Consider the following 15364-nt stretch of genomic DNA (forward strand, 5'->3'; position numbering starts at 1 on the left):
CATGCGCAGGAAGGGCGGCGGCGCGGTCCGGGTGCTCCGCGACGCGCTCGCCGAGGGGTTCCCCGTCCCTACGAGGAACTCCGCCCGGCGACGAGGTGGGGGAATGCCGGGTTCGTCAGCATCGTGCGCATCCGTCGCAGCGTCCTGGCGTCGGGTGCCCGTCACGGGCTCGTCCCCCACGCGCGTTCCCCTCGAGGTGTCGTCGCGGGGGACGGCCGGGTGAGCGAGCGCGGCCGGGGCCGGGCGGCATGACCGCCCCCACGGGTACGTGATCGGCCGGACCCGGCCCCGCCCGCCCCGGCGTCAGGACGAGCGCGACTCCTCGGACGCGCGGGACTCCTCCGACGGGTGGGACTCCTCACTCGGCTGGACGACGGCGCCGGGCACGTCCGTCCGGTCGCCGGGGAGCATCCGCCACGCGAGCACGGAGGCGAGGAGCAGGACCGCCGCCTGCAGGTTGAGCAGCCCGAGGGTCGGGATGAAGCTGACGAGCACGCCGGCGAGCAGCATGCCGAGGGCCTGCAGGCCGTCGGACAGGGCCAGGAAGCTGCTCATCACCCTGCCGCGCAGGCCGGCGGGCGTGGCGCGCTGCACCACCGACAGCCAGCCCGCCATGATCCACACTCCCGGCGCCCCCGCCAGGACGAACAATCCGACGTAGACCCACAGCGCGGTCGTCAGCAGCGCCGAGTTCCAGGTGGCCAGGCTGATCAACGCGAAGATCATCAGCCCGTGGCTGACGAACTGGTTCATGTTCAGCTTGCGGGCGATGATCCCGGCCAGCGCGCCGCCGATCAGCCCGCCGACCGCCTGCACGCCGCGCAGCAGGCCCGCCTCCGACTCGCCTCCGCCCAGCAGGTCGGTGACGAACAGCAGGAACAGGATGACGAACATCCCCTGGGCGACGGACATGAGGCTGACGACGATCATGACGGCGCGCAGCCGGCCCGATGCCCAGATCGTGCGCAGGCCCCCCAGGGACTCCCGCCAGAACGCGGTGCCGGGGCCGGGCGGCGGGCCGGCGGCCCGGGTGCCGGAGATCGTCAGGACCAGCATCACGGTCAGGACGAGCGGCGCCACGGCCGCGACCACCACGCCGTTGATCCCGGCCCAGGTGAGCATCACCCCGCCGAGCGGGCTGCCGACCAGGCGTCCGAGGTTGGAGTTGAGGCTGGTCGTCGCGTTGGCGGTCACCAGCTGGGCGGGGGCGACCACCGTCGGCAGCAGGGCGTTCTTGACGGACTCGAACATCGCGGTGAGCCCGGCCTCGGCCGCGGCGACCAGGTAGAGGATCCACAGGTGCCGCATGTCCTGGACGAGAAGCAGCGGCAGCAGCAGGACGCCCCGGACGATCGCGAGCCAGGCCAGGAACCGCGCGGGGTTCCACCGGTCGGCGAATATCCCGGCCAGGGGCGTGAGCACGAGGCTCGGCAGCAGCCCGAGCATCGCCACGGTGGAGGTGATCAGCGCCGACCCGGTCAGGCTCAGTGCGTACAGCGGCACCGCGATGAGCAGGCCCCACCGGGTGACCTCGGTGAAGAAGCTGGCCGCCCAGAGCCGGAAGAAGGTCGGCTGACGTAAGGGGTGGGTGAGTGCGGGGGTGCTCATCAGACCGGCTCTCCTGTCGCCTCTAATCCCGGGAAAACGCGCACACCGATATGGGCCGAGCGTCCCTCCTTAAGGCGCGCGCGTATTACGGGACGCGCGGGCGACGCAGCGAACCGAGCGATCCGCGCTCAGACGCGGAGGAAATGCCTACTCCCCCGCCGCTCCCCGGCTAAACTTTTCTCACCCGGCGCATGGGGAATCCGTGGAGCACGTACATGACCCTTTCCACGTCCTGCCGGGGAGCCTCACGCGACTGCCGCCGCCTGGCGCCTATCGCCACGTATCGCTCATGGCCGACATCAGCTCCGCATGCAGCTGTGACAGCTCGTCGCGCGTCAGGTCGATCGTGCCGTCCGCCATGAAAGCGGCGTCGAGCCAGGCCGTGTCCCCCGAAAGGACACCGTGCGGCTGCTCGCGGACGCGCTGAATCCACGGTCGCGATCGGGCCACATTCGAGGGGCCAGGCACCAGAGCATGTGCGGCGACGCGTGGGGAAGTCGCGAGGCTGACTTCCTGGCCGTGTTCCCGCGCGGGGACGCCCCCGAACGGCCTGCCTGGCCTCCGGCGGGATTCATGGATCCCGACGTGAAGTACGAGTACAAGACTCTCCGCCTTTACGCGGAAGCGCCTCCCGCGATGGAGGAAGAATGGTCTGACGTGCTCAACAACGAGGCCAGATGCGGCTGGCGCCTGGTGACCGTCCACGACAGCGTCGCCTTCCTCGAACGCGGTATCACCGACGCCTACTCGGAATCCCCTTCGCGTTTCGCGTGAGCGGCGAATGACCTGACGGTCACGGCCCCTCCGGTCGCCGGACCTTCTGGCGCACCTCCCTCAGGCAGGTCACGGTCGGCGAGGCGGATGGCGGTCCGGGCTCGGAGACGGTCTGCTGGTCGGCCCTGTCACACTCCACGCGCGGCTCCGGTCGGGGGGTGAGCCACACGATCGCCAGGACCACCGCCACCAGCACGACGCCGGCGGCGACCAGCGCCCTCCCCCAGCGGACCGGCGGCCGTACGGAATCGTCGTAGCCGTCCATGGGCGACATCCGCGCGGGCCTCCGTGCGGGCGCGGAGGGGCGGCGGGTGACGGGCGACCGCAGTGGGAAGTCCTCACTTGCCTCGACCGTGAAGCCCTCCTCGTCGCCGAGGAACCGGCGGTAGGCGCCCAGCGACGCCTGGCGGCAGAACCTCAGATCCTCCTGGTCGGGCTCGCCGGCCGCCGCGTCCAGGCAGACGTACCCGTAGATCAACTGCAGCGGGCGGCTGTGCTGGTCGCGCGGTTCGCGCGGGTCGGGAGGGGCGCCCGGTTCCGCGATGTCGGCGGAGGTCACCAGATGGGTGGCGTGCGCGACGGTCAGCCGGCGTCCCCTGCCGGTCTCGACCTCGATCACCGTGGCGCGGTCCTGGTCGGAGTTCGGCACCACCGAGTCGTCCAGCACCCCGTGGCCGTGCTCGGCGATGAGGAAGCCGGGCGCCAGAAGGGTCCGGTACCCCCGGTGGCGGCCCCGTGCGACCAGGAACGGCCAGCCCCGCGCGTAGGAGTCGTCGCCCATGTCAGTGCCCGTCCGAGAAGCGACCGTCCGTGAAACGGCCATCCGAGAAGGGGCCGCCCGTGAAGCGGCCGTCCGTGACATGGCCGTCCGACAGGCGGGAGTGCGGCAGGCGGCCTTCCATCATGTCCACCTTGCGCCGCATGTCGTACAGGACCCGGCGGCGCGCCAGGCGGAGGTTCTCGACGCGCCGCTCGGCCTCGCTCAGCTCCTGGTCCAGGCGGAGCCCCTCGTCGCCGCTCCCGCCCAGCCGGGAGTCCAGGAACAGCCCCAGCATGGTCTCGCCGACGGCCACCGCCGAAGGGCCGAAGGCGGCGAGCAGCGCGCGCCCCGCCATCTGCCCGGCGAACAGGCTCGCGGAGCCCAGCGCCTCCAGAGCGCCCTGGCGGCTCCGCCGGCGCACCTCGGCGCTCAGGGCCAGACGCGCCTCCTGGTTGAGCCGGTTCTCGACCTGGTCGAACATGTCGGGGACCACCGCCGACAGCGGGACGTCCACGTTGGCCGGGTGCGCCGGGGCCCGGGACACCTTGACGATCTCACCCCGCGAGTCGATCCTGGCGAAACCCGGGCCCACCGCGCTCACCGGGATCAGCCGGACCACCCTGTTGGCGCTGTGCAGGTTCACCAGCGACCGGAACAGGTCGTTGGAGGTCAGCAGGTTGTGCACGATGCTCAGCCGCGTGCTCTCGTCGGGACGCAGGTCCATCAGCAGGTCCCATTTGGTGATGATGAAGCTGATCGGCGCCGTCGCCTCGATCATCACCGGCAGCAGGGCGTTGAGCGTCCGCTCCAGGTGCGTCGAGCCCTCGGGGTGCCCGTCGATCTGCTGCTTGATCCGGTGCCCGTCGAGCACGCCGATCAGCGCGTCCGCCGCGTCGATCTGGGCGAACAGCTCCTTCTGCTTGGTGGAGCCCGCGTCCTGGATCTCGGTGAGGAGCTCGCCGGCGTACTCCAGGTACTTCAGATGCAAGATGGTGAGCGCCGTGCCGGCCATGGGGGTCTTCACGGTGAAGGTGAACTGCCGGGTCTCCCCCTTGGCCGTCCCGCGGGGCCAGTCGCCCGAGCCCGCCGTGTCGACCATCTGGGCGTACCACTGGTTCAGCAGCAGCACGTCGTCGTGCGACGCGGTGAGGTAGTAGCACTGGCCCGCGGGCGCCTTGAGCCGCTGGTACATGCTCGCGAGGAGCAGTGTCTTGCCCGAACCCTGCAGGCCGAGCGCCACCACCTGGAACGTCGGGGCCTTCTCGTCCACCGTCACCGGACGCCCGGTCCTCCTCTCGCGCAGCCACCGGCCGAGCAGGACGAGGAAGACGGCCAGAACGATCATCACAAGGAGGACATCCACCACGCTTCCCCATCCCTCGCATGCCACGCGGGAGCACGCAGGCACGTCGCGGTCGCTCCCGTCCGCCTCGATCTTTCGCCGTGGGCGGGGGACGGCGCATGAGTAGGCCCCTACTCAAACGTGGACCGGGGGAACCGGCTAAGGGTCCCCCTCCGGGACGCCCAGGTCGGTGAGGATGTCCAGGGCGCGCCGCCACAGCCTCCTGGCCTGCTCGTGGTGGCCGAGGTCGCGGTGCGCGCACGCCACCGCCTGAAGGGCGTTGCTGTGCAGGGTACGGGCGTAGGTGCGGTGGGCGCGGGTGCGCAGGTGGCGGTCCAGGATCGCCGACAGGTGCAGGGCGTGGGCGGGCCAGCCGTGCCTGGCGGCGTGGACCACGGTGGCGAGCAGGTTGGCCAGCTCGGCGTCCAGCCACTCCACCGCGCGTGCCTGGTCGTGCGGCGTGGGCCCGGCCGGGTCCGGGACGGGCTGACGGCGGCCGGGCTCGCGGGGATGGGCCAGGCCCATCGCGGCCGAGGCGGTGTGGATGTAGTGGTCGAACAGCCGGGTCAGGGCGGTGCGCCGGTCGGCGTCGGTGTCCTCGTCGGCCAGCGTGGCGGTGGCGTGCGCGCGCAGCAGGTCGTGGAAGCAGTACCGGCCCGGCACCGGCTCCTGGAGCAGGTGGGCGTCGACGAGGTCGTCCAGGAGCCTGCTCGCGTGCTGGGGGGTGGTTCCGGCCAGGGCCGCGGCGGCGTGGCGCTCGATGTCGGGCCCCGGATGCAGGCCGAGCAGCCGGTACATGCCCTGCCGGCCGGGGCTGAGGTGGTGGTACGACAGGTCCATGGTGGCGGTGACGCTGAGCCGCCCGACTTCGAGCTCGCCGAGCCGGTGCTGGTGGTCGCGCAGCCGGCCGGCCAGGTGCGCGGGCGTCCAGCCGGGCCGGCCACGCAGTCGGGCGGCCGCGATGCGGATCGCCAGCGGCAGCCGGCCGCACAGCTCGACGATCTCGGTGAGCAGCGCGGGCGGCTGCCCGGCCACGCGCTGCTCGCCGGCGCTGCGGGTGAACAGGGCGAGCGCGTCGCCACGCGGCAGGACGTCCAGGGAGAGCGGCCTGACGTCCTCCAGCCCGGTCAGGCGCCTCCGGCTGGTCACCATCGTCAGGCAGCCGGGCGCGCCGGGAAGCAGGGGACGTACCTGGGCCTCCTCGGCGGCGTTGTCCAGCAGGATCAGCACGCGCTTGCCCGCCAGCCGCGACCGGTACAGGGCGGCGCGGGCGTCGAGGTCGTGGGGGATCTGCTCGCCCGGCACGCCGAGGGAGCGCAGCAGCTGTTCCAGGGCGTCGGCCGGGTAGACCGGCGACACCCCCTGCGTGAACCCGTGCAGGTCGACGAACACCTGCCCGTCGGCGAACCCCTCGGCGAGCCGGTGCGCGGCGTGCACGGCGAGCGTGGTCTTCCCGACCCCGGCCATGCCGTCGACGGCGCAGATCACGGGCGCGCCGGGCCGGTCCGCCAGGTGGACGAGCGCGCGCAGGCGCGCCAGCTCGGCCGCCCTGCCCGTGAAGCTCGGGATGTCGCGGGGAAGCTGCCGGGGCACCGCGGGCGGTCCGGGCCGGGCGTCCGCCACGCCGTCCCGGACGGCCGGTGGGGCGAGGTCGGCGTGGCCGGTCAGGATCTGGCGGTGCAGCCGCTGCAACGGCGGGCTCGGCTCGACCCCGAGCTCCCGCACCAGGTGCCTGCGCAGGTCGGCGTAGGCCCGCAGCGCCTCGGCCTGGCGGCCCGAGCGGTACAGGGCGAGCATCCACTGCGCCCGCAGCCGCTCCCGGAGCGGCTGCTCGGCCACCAGCGCCCCCAGCTCGGCGAGCAGGTCGCCGTGGTGGCCGAGCGCGAGCTGGGAGTCGATCCAGGTCTCCTGCGCGGCGGCCTTGCGCTCCTCCAGCCGGATCAGCTCCGCCCCCAGCCGGGGGTCCAGCGCGACGTCCTCGAACGGCCGGCCGCGCCACAGCCCGAGCGCCCCCCGCAGCCGTTCCGCCGCGAGCACCGGCCGCCCGTCGGCGAGGGCCCGCTGTCCCTGGTCGACAAGCTCCTCGAAGGTCAGCAGGTCGAGGTCGGCCGGGGAGAGCCGCATCTGGTAGCCGCCGGGCACGGTGGACAGCAGCGGGGCCTCCGCCGGGTCGGTGAGCCCGAGCACCCGCCTGAGCGCGGACACGTAGGTGCGCAGCGCGACCGCCGCCGTACGGGGTGGCCTCTGCGGCCACAGCGCGTCGACCAGACGGTCGACGTGCACGGGCCGGTTGACGTTCAGCAACAGGACCGCCAGCAGCGCACGCTGCTTGGCCGCGCCGAGCCGGACCAGCTTGTGGCTGCCGGAGCGGGCCTCAAGCGTGCCGAGGACACGAAACCGCATGGCCCGGCACTATCACACGGAGTTCACCTGTCGACGCGGCCGGGGTCGTCCTGTTCTTCGGCGTCATCTATTCGCCTCTCCCGCAATGGGGGATTCGGCCTTCCGGCCCCATGACGAATGGCGGCGACGGAGGCGCGCGGAACGCGTTCCCCGGGTCATCGTCCGGCAGATCGCGATCGGTTCCCAGGTCATCGTCCGACACATCGCGACCCGTTCCCAGGTCATCGTCCGAAACATCGCCCCGCGTTTCCCCGTATTTCATCCCATCTCACATGGGTTGAGGGTGTTCTCGGATCCTGAGACGTTTTCGCGGTGCCGACCGGGCCGAGGGGGCGGTACGGCGGAGCGGCAGGTGAAAGGCCCCGTGGAAGCCGCCACCTCCCCGGCCGGGCCGATCGCGCACCGGTCCCTCGCCCACGTGCTGGTCGCCCTGGCCTCACCATCTGAAATGCGTGCACTCCTCATGTCAAGCGGCGACCTTACCCGGGCTTGACAGTCAGGCCGCATTGTCAATGCGACTCCGTTCCATACGTGGTCAACGAGCACCGAGCGTGGGGCCGATAAGGGGTCCACGCGGAGCCGGCCGAGGAGGATCGCCCGTGAACGCGCGACCGCCGAACAGAAACCCCGTTTCGGGACCGGCCATTTCGCCGTCCGGGCTTTCCGCCCCATCGAATCGCGTGTCGGACGACACAGAAGAGAGAGTGCGCGTGTCCGAATTGTTCAGCCTCGACGAATGCGAGCGTCTGACGGCGAAAGACGTTCACGATCTGTACCGGAAACACGTCAGCCGCAGCCAGGTCTCGCTCATGACGTCGCTCGGCTTCGGCAGGGAGCTCGTCGAGCGCGCCGAGGGAGCCTGGATCTGGACCCGCGGAGGCCGGCGGATCCTCGACTTCACCGGCGGCGTGGGCGTGCTCAACCACGGGCACAACCACCCGCGCATCCTGGCCGCCCGCAAGCGCTTCCAGGACGAGCGGCGGATGGAGGTGCACAAGACCTACTTCTCGCCGTACGTGGCGGCGCTCGGCCACAACCTCGCCCAGCTGCTGCCCGGCGACCTCAACATGTCGTTCTTCCCCAACTCGGGCGCCGAGGCGGTCGAGGGCGCGGTCAAACTGGCCTACAAGTACCACGGGGGGCGCAGGCGGACGATCCTGCGCGCCGACATCGGCTTCCACGGGAAGCTGCTGGGCTCCGGCAGCCTCACGGGCACGCAGGAGCGCTTCCGCTTCCCCGGGATCCCCGGAGTGGTCTCCTTCCCCTACGGTGACCTCGGCGCCGTGCGCGCCGCGACGGCCTCGGCGCGCACGCGCGACGGCGGCTGCGACGTGTACGCGATCATCGTCGAGCCGTTCAGCGCCTCGACCATGCGCTCCTGCTCCGAGGAGTTCCTCCGCGGGCTGCGGGAGCTCTGCGACGCCCACGGCATCGTGCTGATCTTCGACGAGATCTACACGGGATGGGGCAAGACCGGCAGCCTCTTCTACTTCATGCGCTATCCCGGCCTGGTCCCGGACGTCCTCACCACCTCCAAGTCGTTCGGCGGCGGCAAGTCCTCGATCTCCGCGTACGTCGCGAGGGAACCGGTCTTCCGCAAGGCCTACGACAACCTCGCCGACTCCCTCGTGCACAGCACCAGCACGACGTACTACGGGTTCGGCGAGGAGACCGCCACCGCGATCGAGGCGCTCAACATCGTCGTCGAGGACGACTACCCGAAACGGGCGCGCGAGATCGAGCGGGTCCTCGCGCCGGGCCTGGAACGGATCCGCAAGGAGCACCCGGACACGGTGGCCGCCGTACGGGGCTCGGGCGCGCTGTACGGGATCTTCCTGGACGGCGGGCCGAGGATCCTCGACCTGGCCGCGAAGCTCGCCCCCGGAGGCCTCCTCAGGGACCCGCGCATCCGCGTCAAGCTCGTCACCTGCTCGGTCATCGACGCCCTGTACCGCGACCACGGCGTCTACACCTACTACACGCTGAACGGCGACAACCCGCTGGTGGCCGCGCCCCCGCTGGTCGCCGAGCCCGCGGACGCCGAGTACTTCCTCGACGGCCTCGACAAGACGCTGGCCCAGGGCCTCCCCCGGCTGCTGACCAGGTTCGTACGGGAGAAGGTGGCGCCGCGATGGCCGTCCGGGTCGTAGTCACAGGCAGCTCCGGCATGCTGGGGGGCAACCTGGTCCAGCGCCTGGCGGGCGCGGGGTACGACGTGCTGGGAGTGGACCTGCGCGCCCGTCCCGGCCAGTGCCCGCAGGCCCGCTACGCCACCGGGGACGTCCGCGACACCGCGCTGATGACCGAGCTGGTGACCGGGGCGGACGCCGTGGTGCACTGCGCCGCCGCGCTGCCGAGCTACTCCCCCGACGAGATCCGCGACGTGATCGCCGGTGGCACCCGGAGCGTGCTGCGGGCCGGTCACCGCGCGTCCGTGCCGCGCGTCGTACACATCTCCTCCACGGCCGTTTACGGCCTGCCGGAGCTGGTGCCCACGCCGGAGGACCATCCCCGGGAGCCGGTCGACCCCTACGGCCGGGCCAAGGCGGCGGCGGAGGAGGTGGCGGAGAAGTTCAGGGCCGAGGGGATGTGCGTGCCGATCCTGCGCCCCAAGACCTTCCTCGGGCCGGGACGCATGGGCCTGTTCGCGATGCTCTTCGAATGGGCCGAGGAGGGGCGCGACTTCCCCATGCTCGGCCGGGGCGACGTGCGCATCCAGATGCTGGCCATCGACGACCTCGTGGACGCGGTCGTCCGGACGCTGGAGGCGCCAGCGGAGGTGGCAGGCGACACCTTCAACATCGCCGCGGCGGCGTTCGCCACCCTGCGCGAGGACTTCCAGGCGGTGCTCGACGCGGCCGGCCACGGCGGACGGGTGGTGTCCCTCCCGGCCAGGCCCACCCTCGCCGTCCTGCGGCTCCTCGGAAGGACGCGGCTGTCCCCGGTGTACGAACGGCTCCTGTACAAGCTGCTCGCGGACTCCTACGTCAGCATCGACAAGGCCCGCGAGCGGCTGGGCTTCGAGCCGAGGCTCTCCAACCAGGACGCGATCCTGCGCACCTACGCCTGGTGGCGCGAGAACGCGGAGCCGGCCGCGCGCGGCGGGCGGACCAGCCGCGACGCCTGGCGGCAGGGCGCGCTGTCGCTCGCGAAGGTCTTCTTCTGATCCCGGCCGGAGGTGCATATGCGTGTCATCGACCCTCCCGGCCCCCCGGGGATGGCCCAGAGGCCGGAACCTCCCGCGGGCGAGACGGCGGGCGGGCGGCCGGGGACGCTCGCGAGCCTGGTCACCCTGATAAGGCCGCTGCACGCGGCCAAGAGCCTCCTGCTCGTCCCCATCGCGCTCGCCGACGCCGGGGTCTGGACCCTCACGGCGCTCGGCGAGGTGGGGTGGGCCGTCGCCGGGTTCGTCCTGGCCGGCGCCTGCGTGTACGTCGGTAACGACATCGCGGACCGGCACCGCGACCGCGAGCATCCCACCAAGCGCCACCGGCCCATCGCCGCGGGGCACGTCTCGGTACGGGCCGGCTACCTCTACTGCACCGCACTGCTCGCCCTGGTCGGCGTGCTGGTCGTCTTCGGGCCGGGCAGGCCGTACTGGCCCCTGCTGGCCTACCTGGTGCTCAACGTGGCCTACAGCCGCTCGCTGAAGCACATCCCCCTCGTCGACGTGTGCGCCGTCGCCCTCGGCTTCGCGCTGCGCGTCGTCCAGGGGTCGGTGGCGATCGGGGAACGGATCTCCGGCTGGCTGCTGGTCACGGTGTTCTCGGTGTCGCTGCTGCTGGTCATCGGCAAACGGCGCCAGGAACTGCTGGACACCGGGCCGGCCCATCGCCCCGCGCTGCGCGGGTACTCGGTCGAGCTGGCCAACCAGTTGCTCCAGCTCACCTGCGTGCTGGGGGTGGTCTCCTGGCTGATCTACCTGAGCACCGAGGCGCCCCTTGGACCCTACGGCCAGGCGGCGATGCTGCTGTCGACGCCCTTCGCCCTCTTCGCCCTGTTCCGCTACCTGCAGGTCGTGCTCGTCCACGGCGGCGGCGGCGATCCGGTGCGGGCGCTGCTGCGCGACCGCGGGCTGGCCGCCACGGGCCTGGCGCTGGCGGCCGTGCTCGGCGCGACGCTCGTCCTCGCCCGCCATCCGGCGCTGGCCGAGGCGATCCTCCGATGAATCCCGGCAACGCTGAACCCCGGCAACGCGAAGGCGGCAGTCGTGCCCCGGTCGTCCCCCCTGGTGTCGGTCATCGTCCCCGCCCACAATTCGGAGAAGACGCTGCGCGCCTGCCTCACGGCGGCGCTGGCGCAGACCTACGGCGCCATCGAGGTGGTGGTCGTCGACGACGCCAGCACCGACCGGTCGCGGGTGATCGCGGGAGAGTTCCCGTGCACGCTGGTCCGGCACCCGTACAACCGCGGGGTGTCGGCGGCCCGCAACGCCGGGGTGGCCTCCAGCCGCGGCGAGATCCTCTTCTTCCTCGACTCCGACGTTCGGCCTGGCCCCCGACGCGGTGGAGAGCGCCGTGCGGCTGCTGCGTGAGGACCCCGGCTGCGGGTGCGTGTACGGCGTCTACGCCAAGGAGCCGCTCGTCGACGACGGCCCCGTGGAGACCTACCGGACGCTGCACCTGCACCACGCCCTCAGCCGGGCGGCGGGCCTGACGGCGACCGCCGTCTTCGCCCTCGCGGCCGTACCGCGTGCGGTGTTCGAGGAGGTGGGGCCGTTCGACGACAACCTGCGCTGCGCCGAGGACGACGAGTACAGCGAACGCCTGCTGAAGCGCCACCGCATCCGGCTCACCGGCGAGGTCACCGGCCGCCACGACGAGGCGGACCGGCTGCTGCCCCTGCTCGCCGAGCAGTACGAACGCGCGCAGCTGCTCCGGTTCTCCGCACGGAACCGGCTGCGGCGCGACGCCCTGGTGGTCAACCGCGTGAGCGGGGTCCTGGCCGCCGCGCTCACCATGGCCGCGCTCCCGCTTGGCCTGGTGTGGGCGCCCGCGCTCCCGGTGCCGGCGGTGTTCCTCGCGCTGTTCGCGGTGTCCGACCCGTCGCTGTCGCGCTTCGTCCTGCGGGAGAGGGGGCCGGGGTTCCTGGCCTTCTTCACCACCGTGCACTTCCTCGCCCACGCGGCGCTGGTCTGCGGGGCCGCCGTGGGATGGGCGCGGGCCGCCGTCGACTCCTCCTTCGGTCCCTCCCATCGCGCCGCCGCCCGCCGGCGCCCGGTCGATCCATCGAAAGGCTGGTGAACCATGGCCTCCGCGCCGCTCGTCTCGGTCATCGTCCCCAACTACAACTACGGGAACGTGCTCGCGCAGTGCCTCAGGGCCGTCAAGGCGCAGACGTACTCCCCGCTGGAGATCATCTACGTCGACGACTGCAGCACCGACGACTCCGTACAGGTCGCCCGGTCGCTCGGGGTGCGGGTGCTCAGCACGCCGCGCAACAGCGGGGTGAGCGTCGCGCGGAACCTCGGCGCGGACCACGCGCGGGGTGAGGTGCTGTTCTTCCTCGACTCCGACGTGGGGCTCGCCCCCGACGCGGTGGCCGAGGCCGTGGCGCTGCTCCGGTCCGATCCCCGGATCGGCGCGGTCTGCGGCAACTACGAGCCCGTCCCGCTGAACCGCGACAGTCTGGTCAAGGAGTACCGCACCCTGTACCGCCACTACTGGTACCGGGTCGCCGAGGGCCCGATCAAGGGGTTCCTGCCCGTCGCGATCATCGCCATACCCGCCGCCGTGTGGGCGGAGGTCGGGCCGTGGAACCCCGAGCTCCTGCAGACCGAGGGCGCCGACGTGGGCGAGCGGCTCACCGACCGGTACGAGGTGCGGCTCACCTCGGCCGTGCGCGGCCGCCACGACGACGACGCCACGGTGCGCGTCGCCCTGCGGAAGGTCTTCACCCGCACCCGCCTGCACGTGCCGTTCTTCCTTCAACGCCAGTACGCCCCGGGCGTGGTCGGCTCGCCGGAGTCGGCGGCGAGCCTGGCCGCCGCGCTGACGGTGGCGACCCTGCCCGTCCCGCTGCTGACCGGGGCCGCGTGGACGGCGGCGCTGCCGGTGCTGATGTTCGCCACCTGCCTGGCCATCGACCGGCGGATGTACCGGTTCGTGTTCGCCGGCCGGAAGGCGGGCTTCGGGCTGTTCTTCGTGGGCATGCACTTCCTGGTCAACCTGACCATCGCGGCCGGGGCCGGCGTCGGGATCCTGCAGTGGCTGACGTCGCGGTCGTTCCGCCGCCTGTACGCCAAGGCGCCCGCGTGACGGCCGTGCGCCGCACCACCCGGCACAGGGTGCTCGCGGGGCTGCGCGTGGCCGCCTACGTGCTGGTGCTGGGGTTCCTCGGCTACCAGGTGTGGCGGGTGCGCCATGGCCTCGGCGAGAGCCTGCGGCTGGTGGGCTGGGGGAACGCCCTGCTGGCCGCGGCGCTGGCGGCGGTCGGCGGGGTGCCCGGCTTCCTCGGCTGGCGGATGCTGCTGGCCGGGCTCGGCACCCGCCTGTCCCTGCCGGTCGCGGTGCGGGTCTTCTTCCTGGCCGGGCTCACCCGCTACCTGCCCGGCGGCGTGTGGCCGGCGGTGGCGCACGCGGCGCAGGCCCGGCCGCTCGGCGAGCCCCCTGCCCGGCTTGCCGGAGCGTTCGTGGCCAGCCAGGGGCTCGCGGTGGTCGCGGGGCTCGCGGCCGGGCTCGTCGCCCTGCCGTGGCTCGTGGCCTCCGGCCCGGTCTGGTGGGTGCTCCTGCCGATGCTGGCCGCCGCGCTCGTGCCGCTGGCCGCTCCCCGGCTACTGGGGACGCTGCTCGGCCTCGCCCAGCGGGTCCTGCGCCGTGGCGAGCGGACCCTCGTCCTGCCCCGGCGGCGCACCCTGCTCGCGGTCACCGGGCTGATGGCGGCAGGCTGGCTGATCAGCGGCCTGCACGTGACGGTGCTCGCGGTCGCGCTCGGCGCGCCCCTGTCCGGGGCCCTGACCGTGGGGGTCGGCGGCTTCGCGCTGTCCACCGTGGCCGGGATCCTCACCCTGGTCATGCCCTCCGGCCTCGGGGTGCGCGAGGCCGTGCTCGGGCTCACGGTCGCCACCCTGCTCACCGGGCCCGGCCTGGTCACGCTCGTGGCCCTGAGCCGGGTGCTGATCACCGTGGGCGACGTCGCGTCCACGGCCGCCGTCCTCGGACTGCTGGCCTGGGCGGGCCGTCGCCGCCCCTCCCCCCTCTCCGACCAGCGCGCAGAAGGAGCCTCCCCGTCATGACCTCCCACAGCGGCCCCGTACCGCTCACCCCGCGCCGCGGGCAGACCCGCCACCTCGTACGGCAGCTTCCCTCCGGGCCGGTGACCGGCGCCGTGCTGAAGGCGCTGGCGGCGCTGCCCTTCGCCGACCTGCCGCTCGCGTGGCTGGAGCGGCATCCGGCGATGCACGGCATGGTGCTGTCCGCCTTCGGCATGCGCCGGCCGATCTTCCTCGACCACCCGGTGCGCCCGGAGCCGAGGTTCGGCTACGGCAAGCCGGACCATCCCGAGATCGCGGCCATGCTCGACGCCGGCCGTGAGCGCTACGCGGACCGGCTGGCCCGGTTCCTCGCGTTCGCCCCCGACCTCGCCGCGATCCCCGTGCGCGACCGCCCGAACGGCAGCACGCCGTACTGGGACAACGGATGGCTGCCGCCGCTGGACGCTCTCGCGCTCTACGGCTTCCTCGCCGAGACGGGCCCCCGGCGGTACGTCGAGATCGGTTCGGGGAACTCCACCAAGTTCGCCCGCCGCGCCATCGAGGACCACGGCCTTCGCACACACGTCACCTCGATCGACCCGGCGCCGCGCGCGAACATCGACGCGCTGTGCGACGCGGTGATCCGCAGCCCGCTGGAGCACGTGGACCCCGGGGTGTTCGCCGATCTCGGCGCCGGTGACATCGTCTTCCTCGACGGGTCGCACCGGGTCTTCATGGGCTCGGACGTGACGGTGTTCTTCTTCGAGATCCTCCCGCTCCTGCGGCCGGGCGTGCTGGTGCAGTTGCACGACATCCTGCTGCCCAGCGACTATCCGCCCGAGTGGCGCTGGCGGCACTACTCCGAGCAGTATCTGCTCGCGGCCTTCCTGCTGGCCGACCCGGCCCGGTTCGACGTGGAGCTGCCCAACGCGTTCGTCCACGGGGACGAGCGCCTGCGCGGCCTGGTGGAGCCCCTGTGGCACCGCGTGGCGCTCACCGAGCACTACCTTCCCGCGTCGTTCTGGCTGCGCGTCCGGGACCGGGCCACGGCATGAGCGTGCCGCGCCGGGCCGGCGGGGCGGCGCTCGGGATCCTTTCGCTGTGGCTGGTCCTCACCCTGGCCAACTGGCTCACCGGCCGGTTCTGGTGGTGGGGCGGCGCGGTCCCGCTGGTGCTGTTCTTCGCCGCGCGAATGCGAATCTTGGGGCCCTTGGTCTCGCCGCGAATCTCGGCGGTCACCTCGAACTTGCCAAGCGTGGCAGCGTCTGTGGTGACATCGCCGTCG

14 protein-coding genes are annotated in these 15364 nt (G+C 72.5%); 10 read left to right on the top strand and 4 right to left on the bottom strand.

The window, feature by feature from the left end; translation table 11 throughout:
• Window positions 1-303 precede the first annotated feature (303 nt).
• Window positions 304-1608 carry an MFS transporter gene (locus tag AB0B89_RS28210; RefSeq protein WP_358558880.1) on the bottom strand — a complete coding sequence of 435 codons (1305 nt, stop codon included), beginning with the start codon at window positions 1606-1608 and terminating at the stop codon, window positions 304-306.
• A 402-nt stretch (window positions 1609-2010) separates the two neighbouring features.
• Here AB0B89_RS28210 and AB0B89_RS28215 point away from each other — a divergent pair, with 402 nt between their 5' ends.
• The gene (locus AB0B89_RS28215) at window positions 2011-2382 is read left to right on the top strand and encodes a DUF4177 domain-containing protein (RefSeq protein WP_358558882.1); all 372 of its coding nucleotides are present in this window, start codon (window positions 2011-2013) and stop codon (window positions 2380-2382) included.
• Window positions 2383-2401: 19 nt separating this feature from the next.
• Here the strand turns inward: AB0B89_RS28215 and AB0B89_RS28220 are convergent, their stop codons facing one another.
• From AB0B89_RS28220 to AB0B89_RS28230, 3 genes are all read right to left on the bottom strand, one after another.
• A complete protein-coding gene (locus AB0B89_RS28220) occupies window positions 2402-3163 on the bottom strand; it encodes a hypothetical protein (protein WP_358558884.1) in 762 nt (253 codons plus the stop codon).
• Between the two features lies 1 nt (window position 3164).
• Window positions 3165-4487, bottom strand: a complete 1323-nt coding sequence (locus AB0B89_RS28225) for a hypothetical protein (RefSeq protein WP_358558885.1) — start codon at window positions 4485-4487, stop codon at window positions 3165-3167.
• A 156-nt stretch (window positions 4488-4643) separates the two neighbouring features.
• A complete protein-coding gene (locus AB0B89_RS28230; protein WP_358558887.1) occupies window positions 4644-6887 on the bottom strand; it encodes a BTAD domain-containing putative transcriptional regulator in 2244 nt (747 codons plus the stop codon).
• A gap of 710 nt (window positions 6888-7597) precedes the next feature.
• Here AB0B89_RS28230 and AB0B89_RS28235 point away from each other — a divergent pair.
• The 9 genes from AB0B89_RS28235 to AB0B89_RS28275 all read left to right on the top strand — a co-directional run.
• A complete protein-coding gene (locus AB0B89_RS28235; RefSeq protein ID WP_358558889.1) occupies window positions 7598-9037 on the top strand; it encodes an aminotransferase class III-fold pyridoxal phosphate-dependent enzyme in 1440 nt (479 codons plus the stop codon).
• Window positions 9019-10053 carry an NAD-dependent epimerase/dehydratase family protein gene (locus AB0B89_RS28240; RefSeq protein WP_358558891.1) on the top strand — a complete coding sequence of 345 codons (1035 nt, stop codon included), beginning with the start codon at window positions 9019-9021 and terminating at the stop codon, window positions 10051-10053. Before AB0B89_RS28235 ends, AB0B89_RS28240 begins: the two co-directional genes overlap by 19 nt.
• An 18-nt stretch (window positions 10054-10071) precedes the next feature.
• Window positions 10072-11055, top strand: coding sequence for a UbiA prenyltransferase family protein (locus AB0B89_RS28245; protein ID WP_358558892.1), 984 nt, complete (start codon window positions 10072-10074; stop codon window positions 11053-11055).
• Between the two features lie 42 nt (window positions 11056-11097).
• A complete protein-coding gene (locus AB0B89_RS28250; RefSeq protein WP_358558894.1) occupies window positions 11098-11421 on the top strand; it encodes a glycosyltransferase family 2 protein in 324 nt (107 codons plus the stop codon).
• Window positions 11405-12130 carry a hypothetical protein gene (locus AB0B89_RS28255; protein WP_358558896.1) on the top strand — a complete coding sequence of 242 codons (726 nt, stop codon included), beginning with the start codon at window positions 11405-11407 and terminating at the stop codon, window positions 12128-12130. Before AB0B89_RS28250 ends, AB0B89_RS28255 begins: the two co-directional genes overlap by 17 nt.
• A 3-nt stretch (window positions 12131-12133) precedes the next feature.
• Window positions 12134-13144, top strand: coding sequence for a glycosyltransferase (locus AB0B89_RS28260; protein ID WP_358558898.1), 1011 nt, complete (start codon window positions 12134-12136; stop codon window positions 13142-13144).
• On the top strand, window positions 13141-14121 hold the full coding sequence (locus AB0B89_RS28265; RefSeq protein ID WP_358558900.1) for a hypothetical protein: 981 nt from the start codon (window positions 13141-13143) through the stop codon (window positions 14119-14121). The genes AB0B89_RS28260 and AB0B89_RS28265 overlap by 4 nt, the downstream gene beginning before the upstream one ends.
• Complete coding sequence (locus AB0B89_RS28270) at window positions 14118-15134, top strand: class I SAM-dependent methyltransferase (RefSeq protein WP_358558902.1); 1017 nt, start codon at window positions 14118-14120, stop codon at window positions 15132-15134. The genes AB0B89_RS28265 and AB0B89_RS28270 overlap by 4 nt, the downstream gene beginning before the upstream one ends.
• Window positions 15131-15364 (top strand): hypothetical protein (locus AB0B89_RS28275; RefSeq protein WP_358558903.1); only part of this gene is annotated, 234 nt, incomplete at its 3' end. The genes AB0B89_RS28270 and AB0B89_RS28275, both read left to right, overlap by 4 nt.

The organism is Sphaerisporangium sp. NPDC049002, assembly GCF_040649355.1.
GTDB lineage: Bacteria > Actinomycetota > Actinomycetes > Streptosporangiales > Streptosporangiaceae > Sphaerisporangium.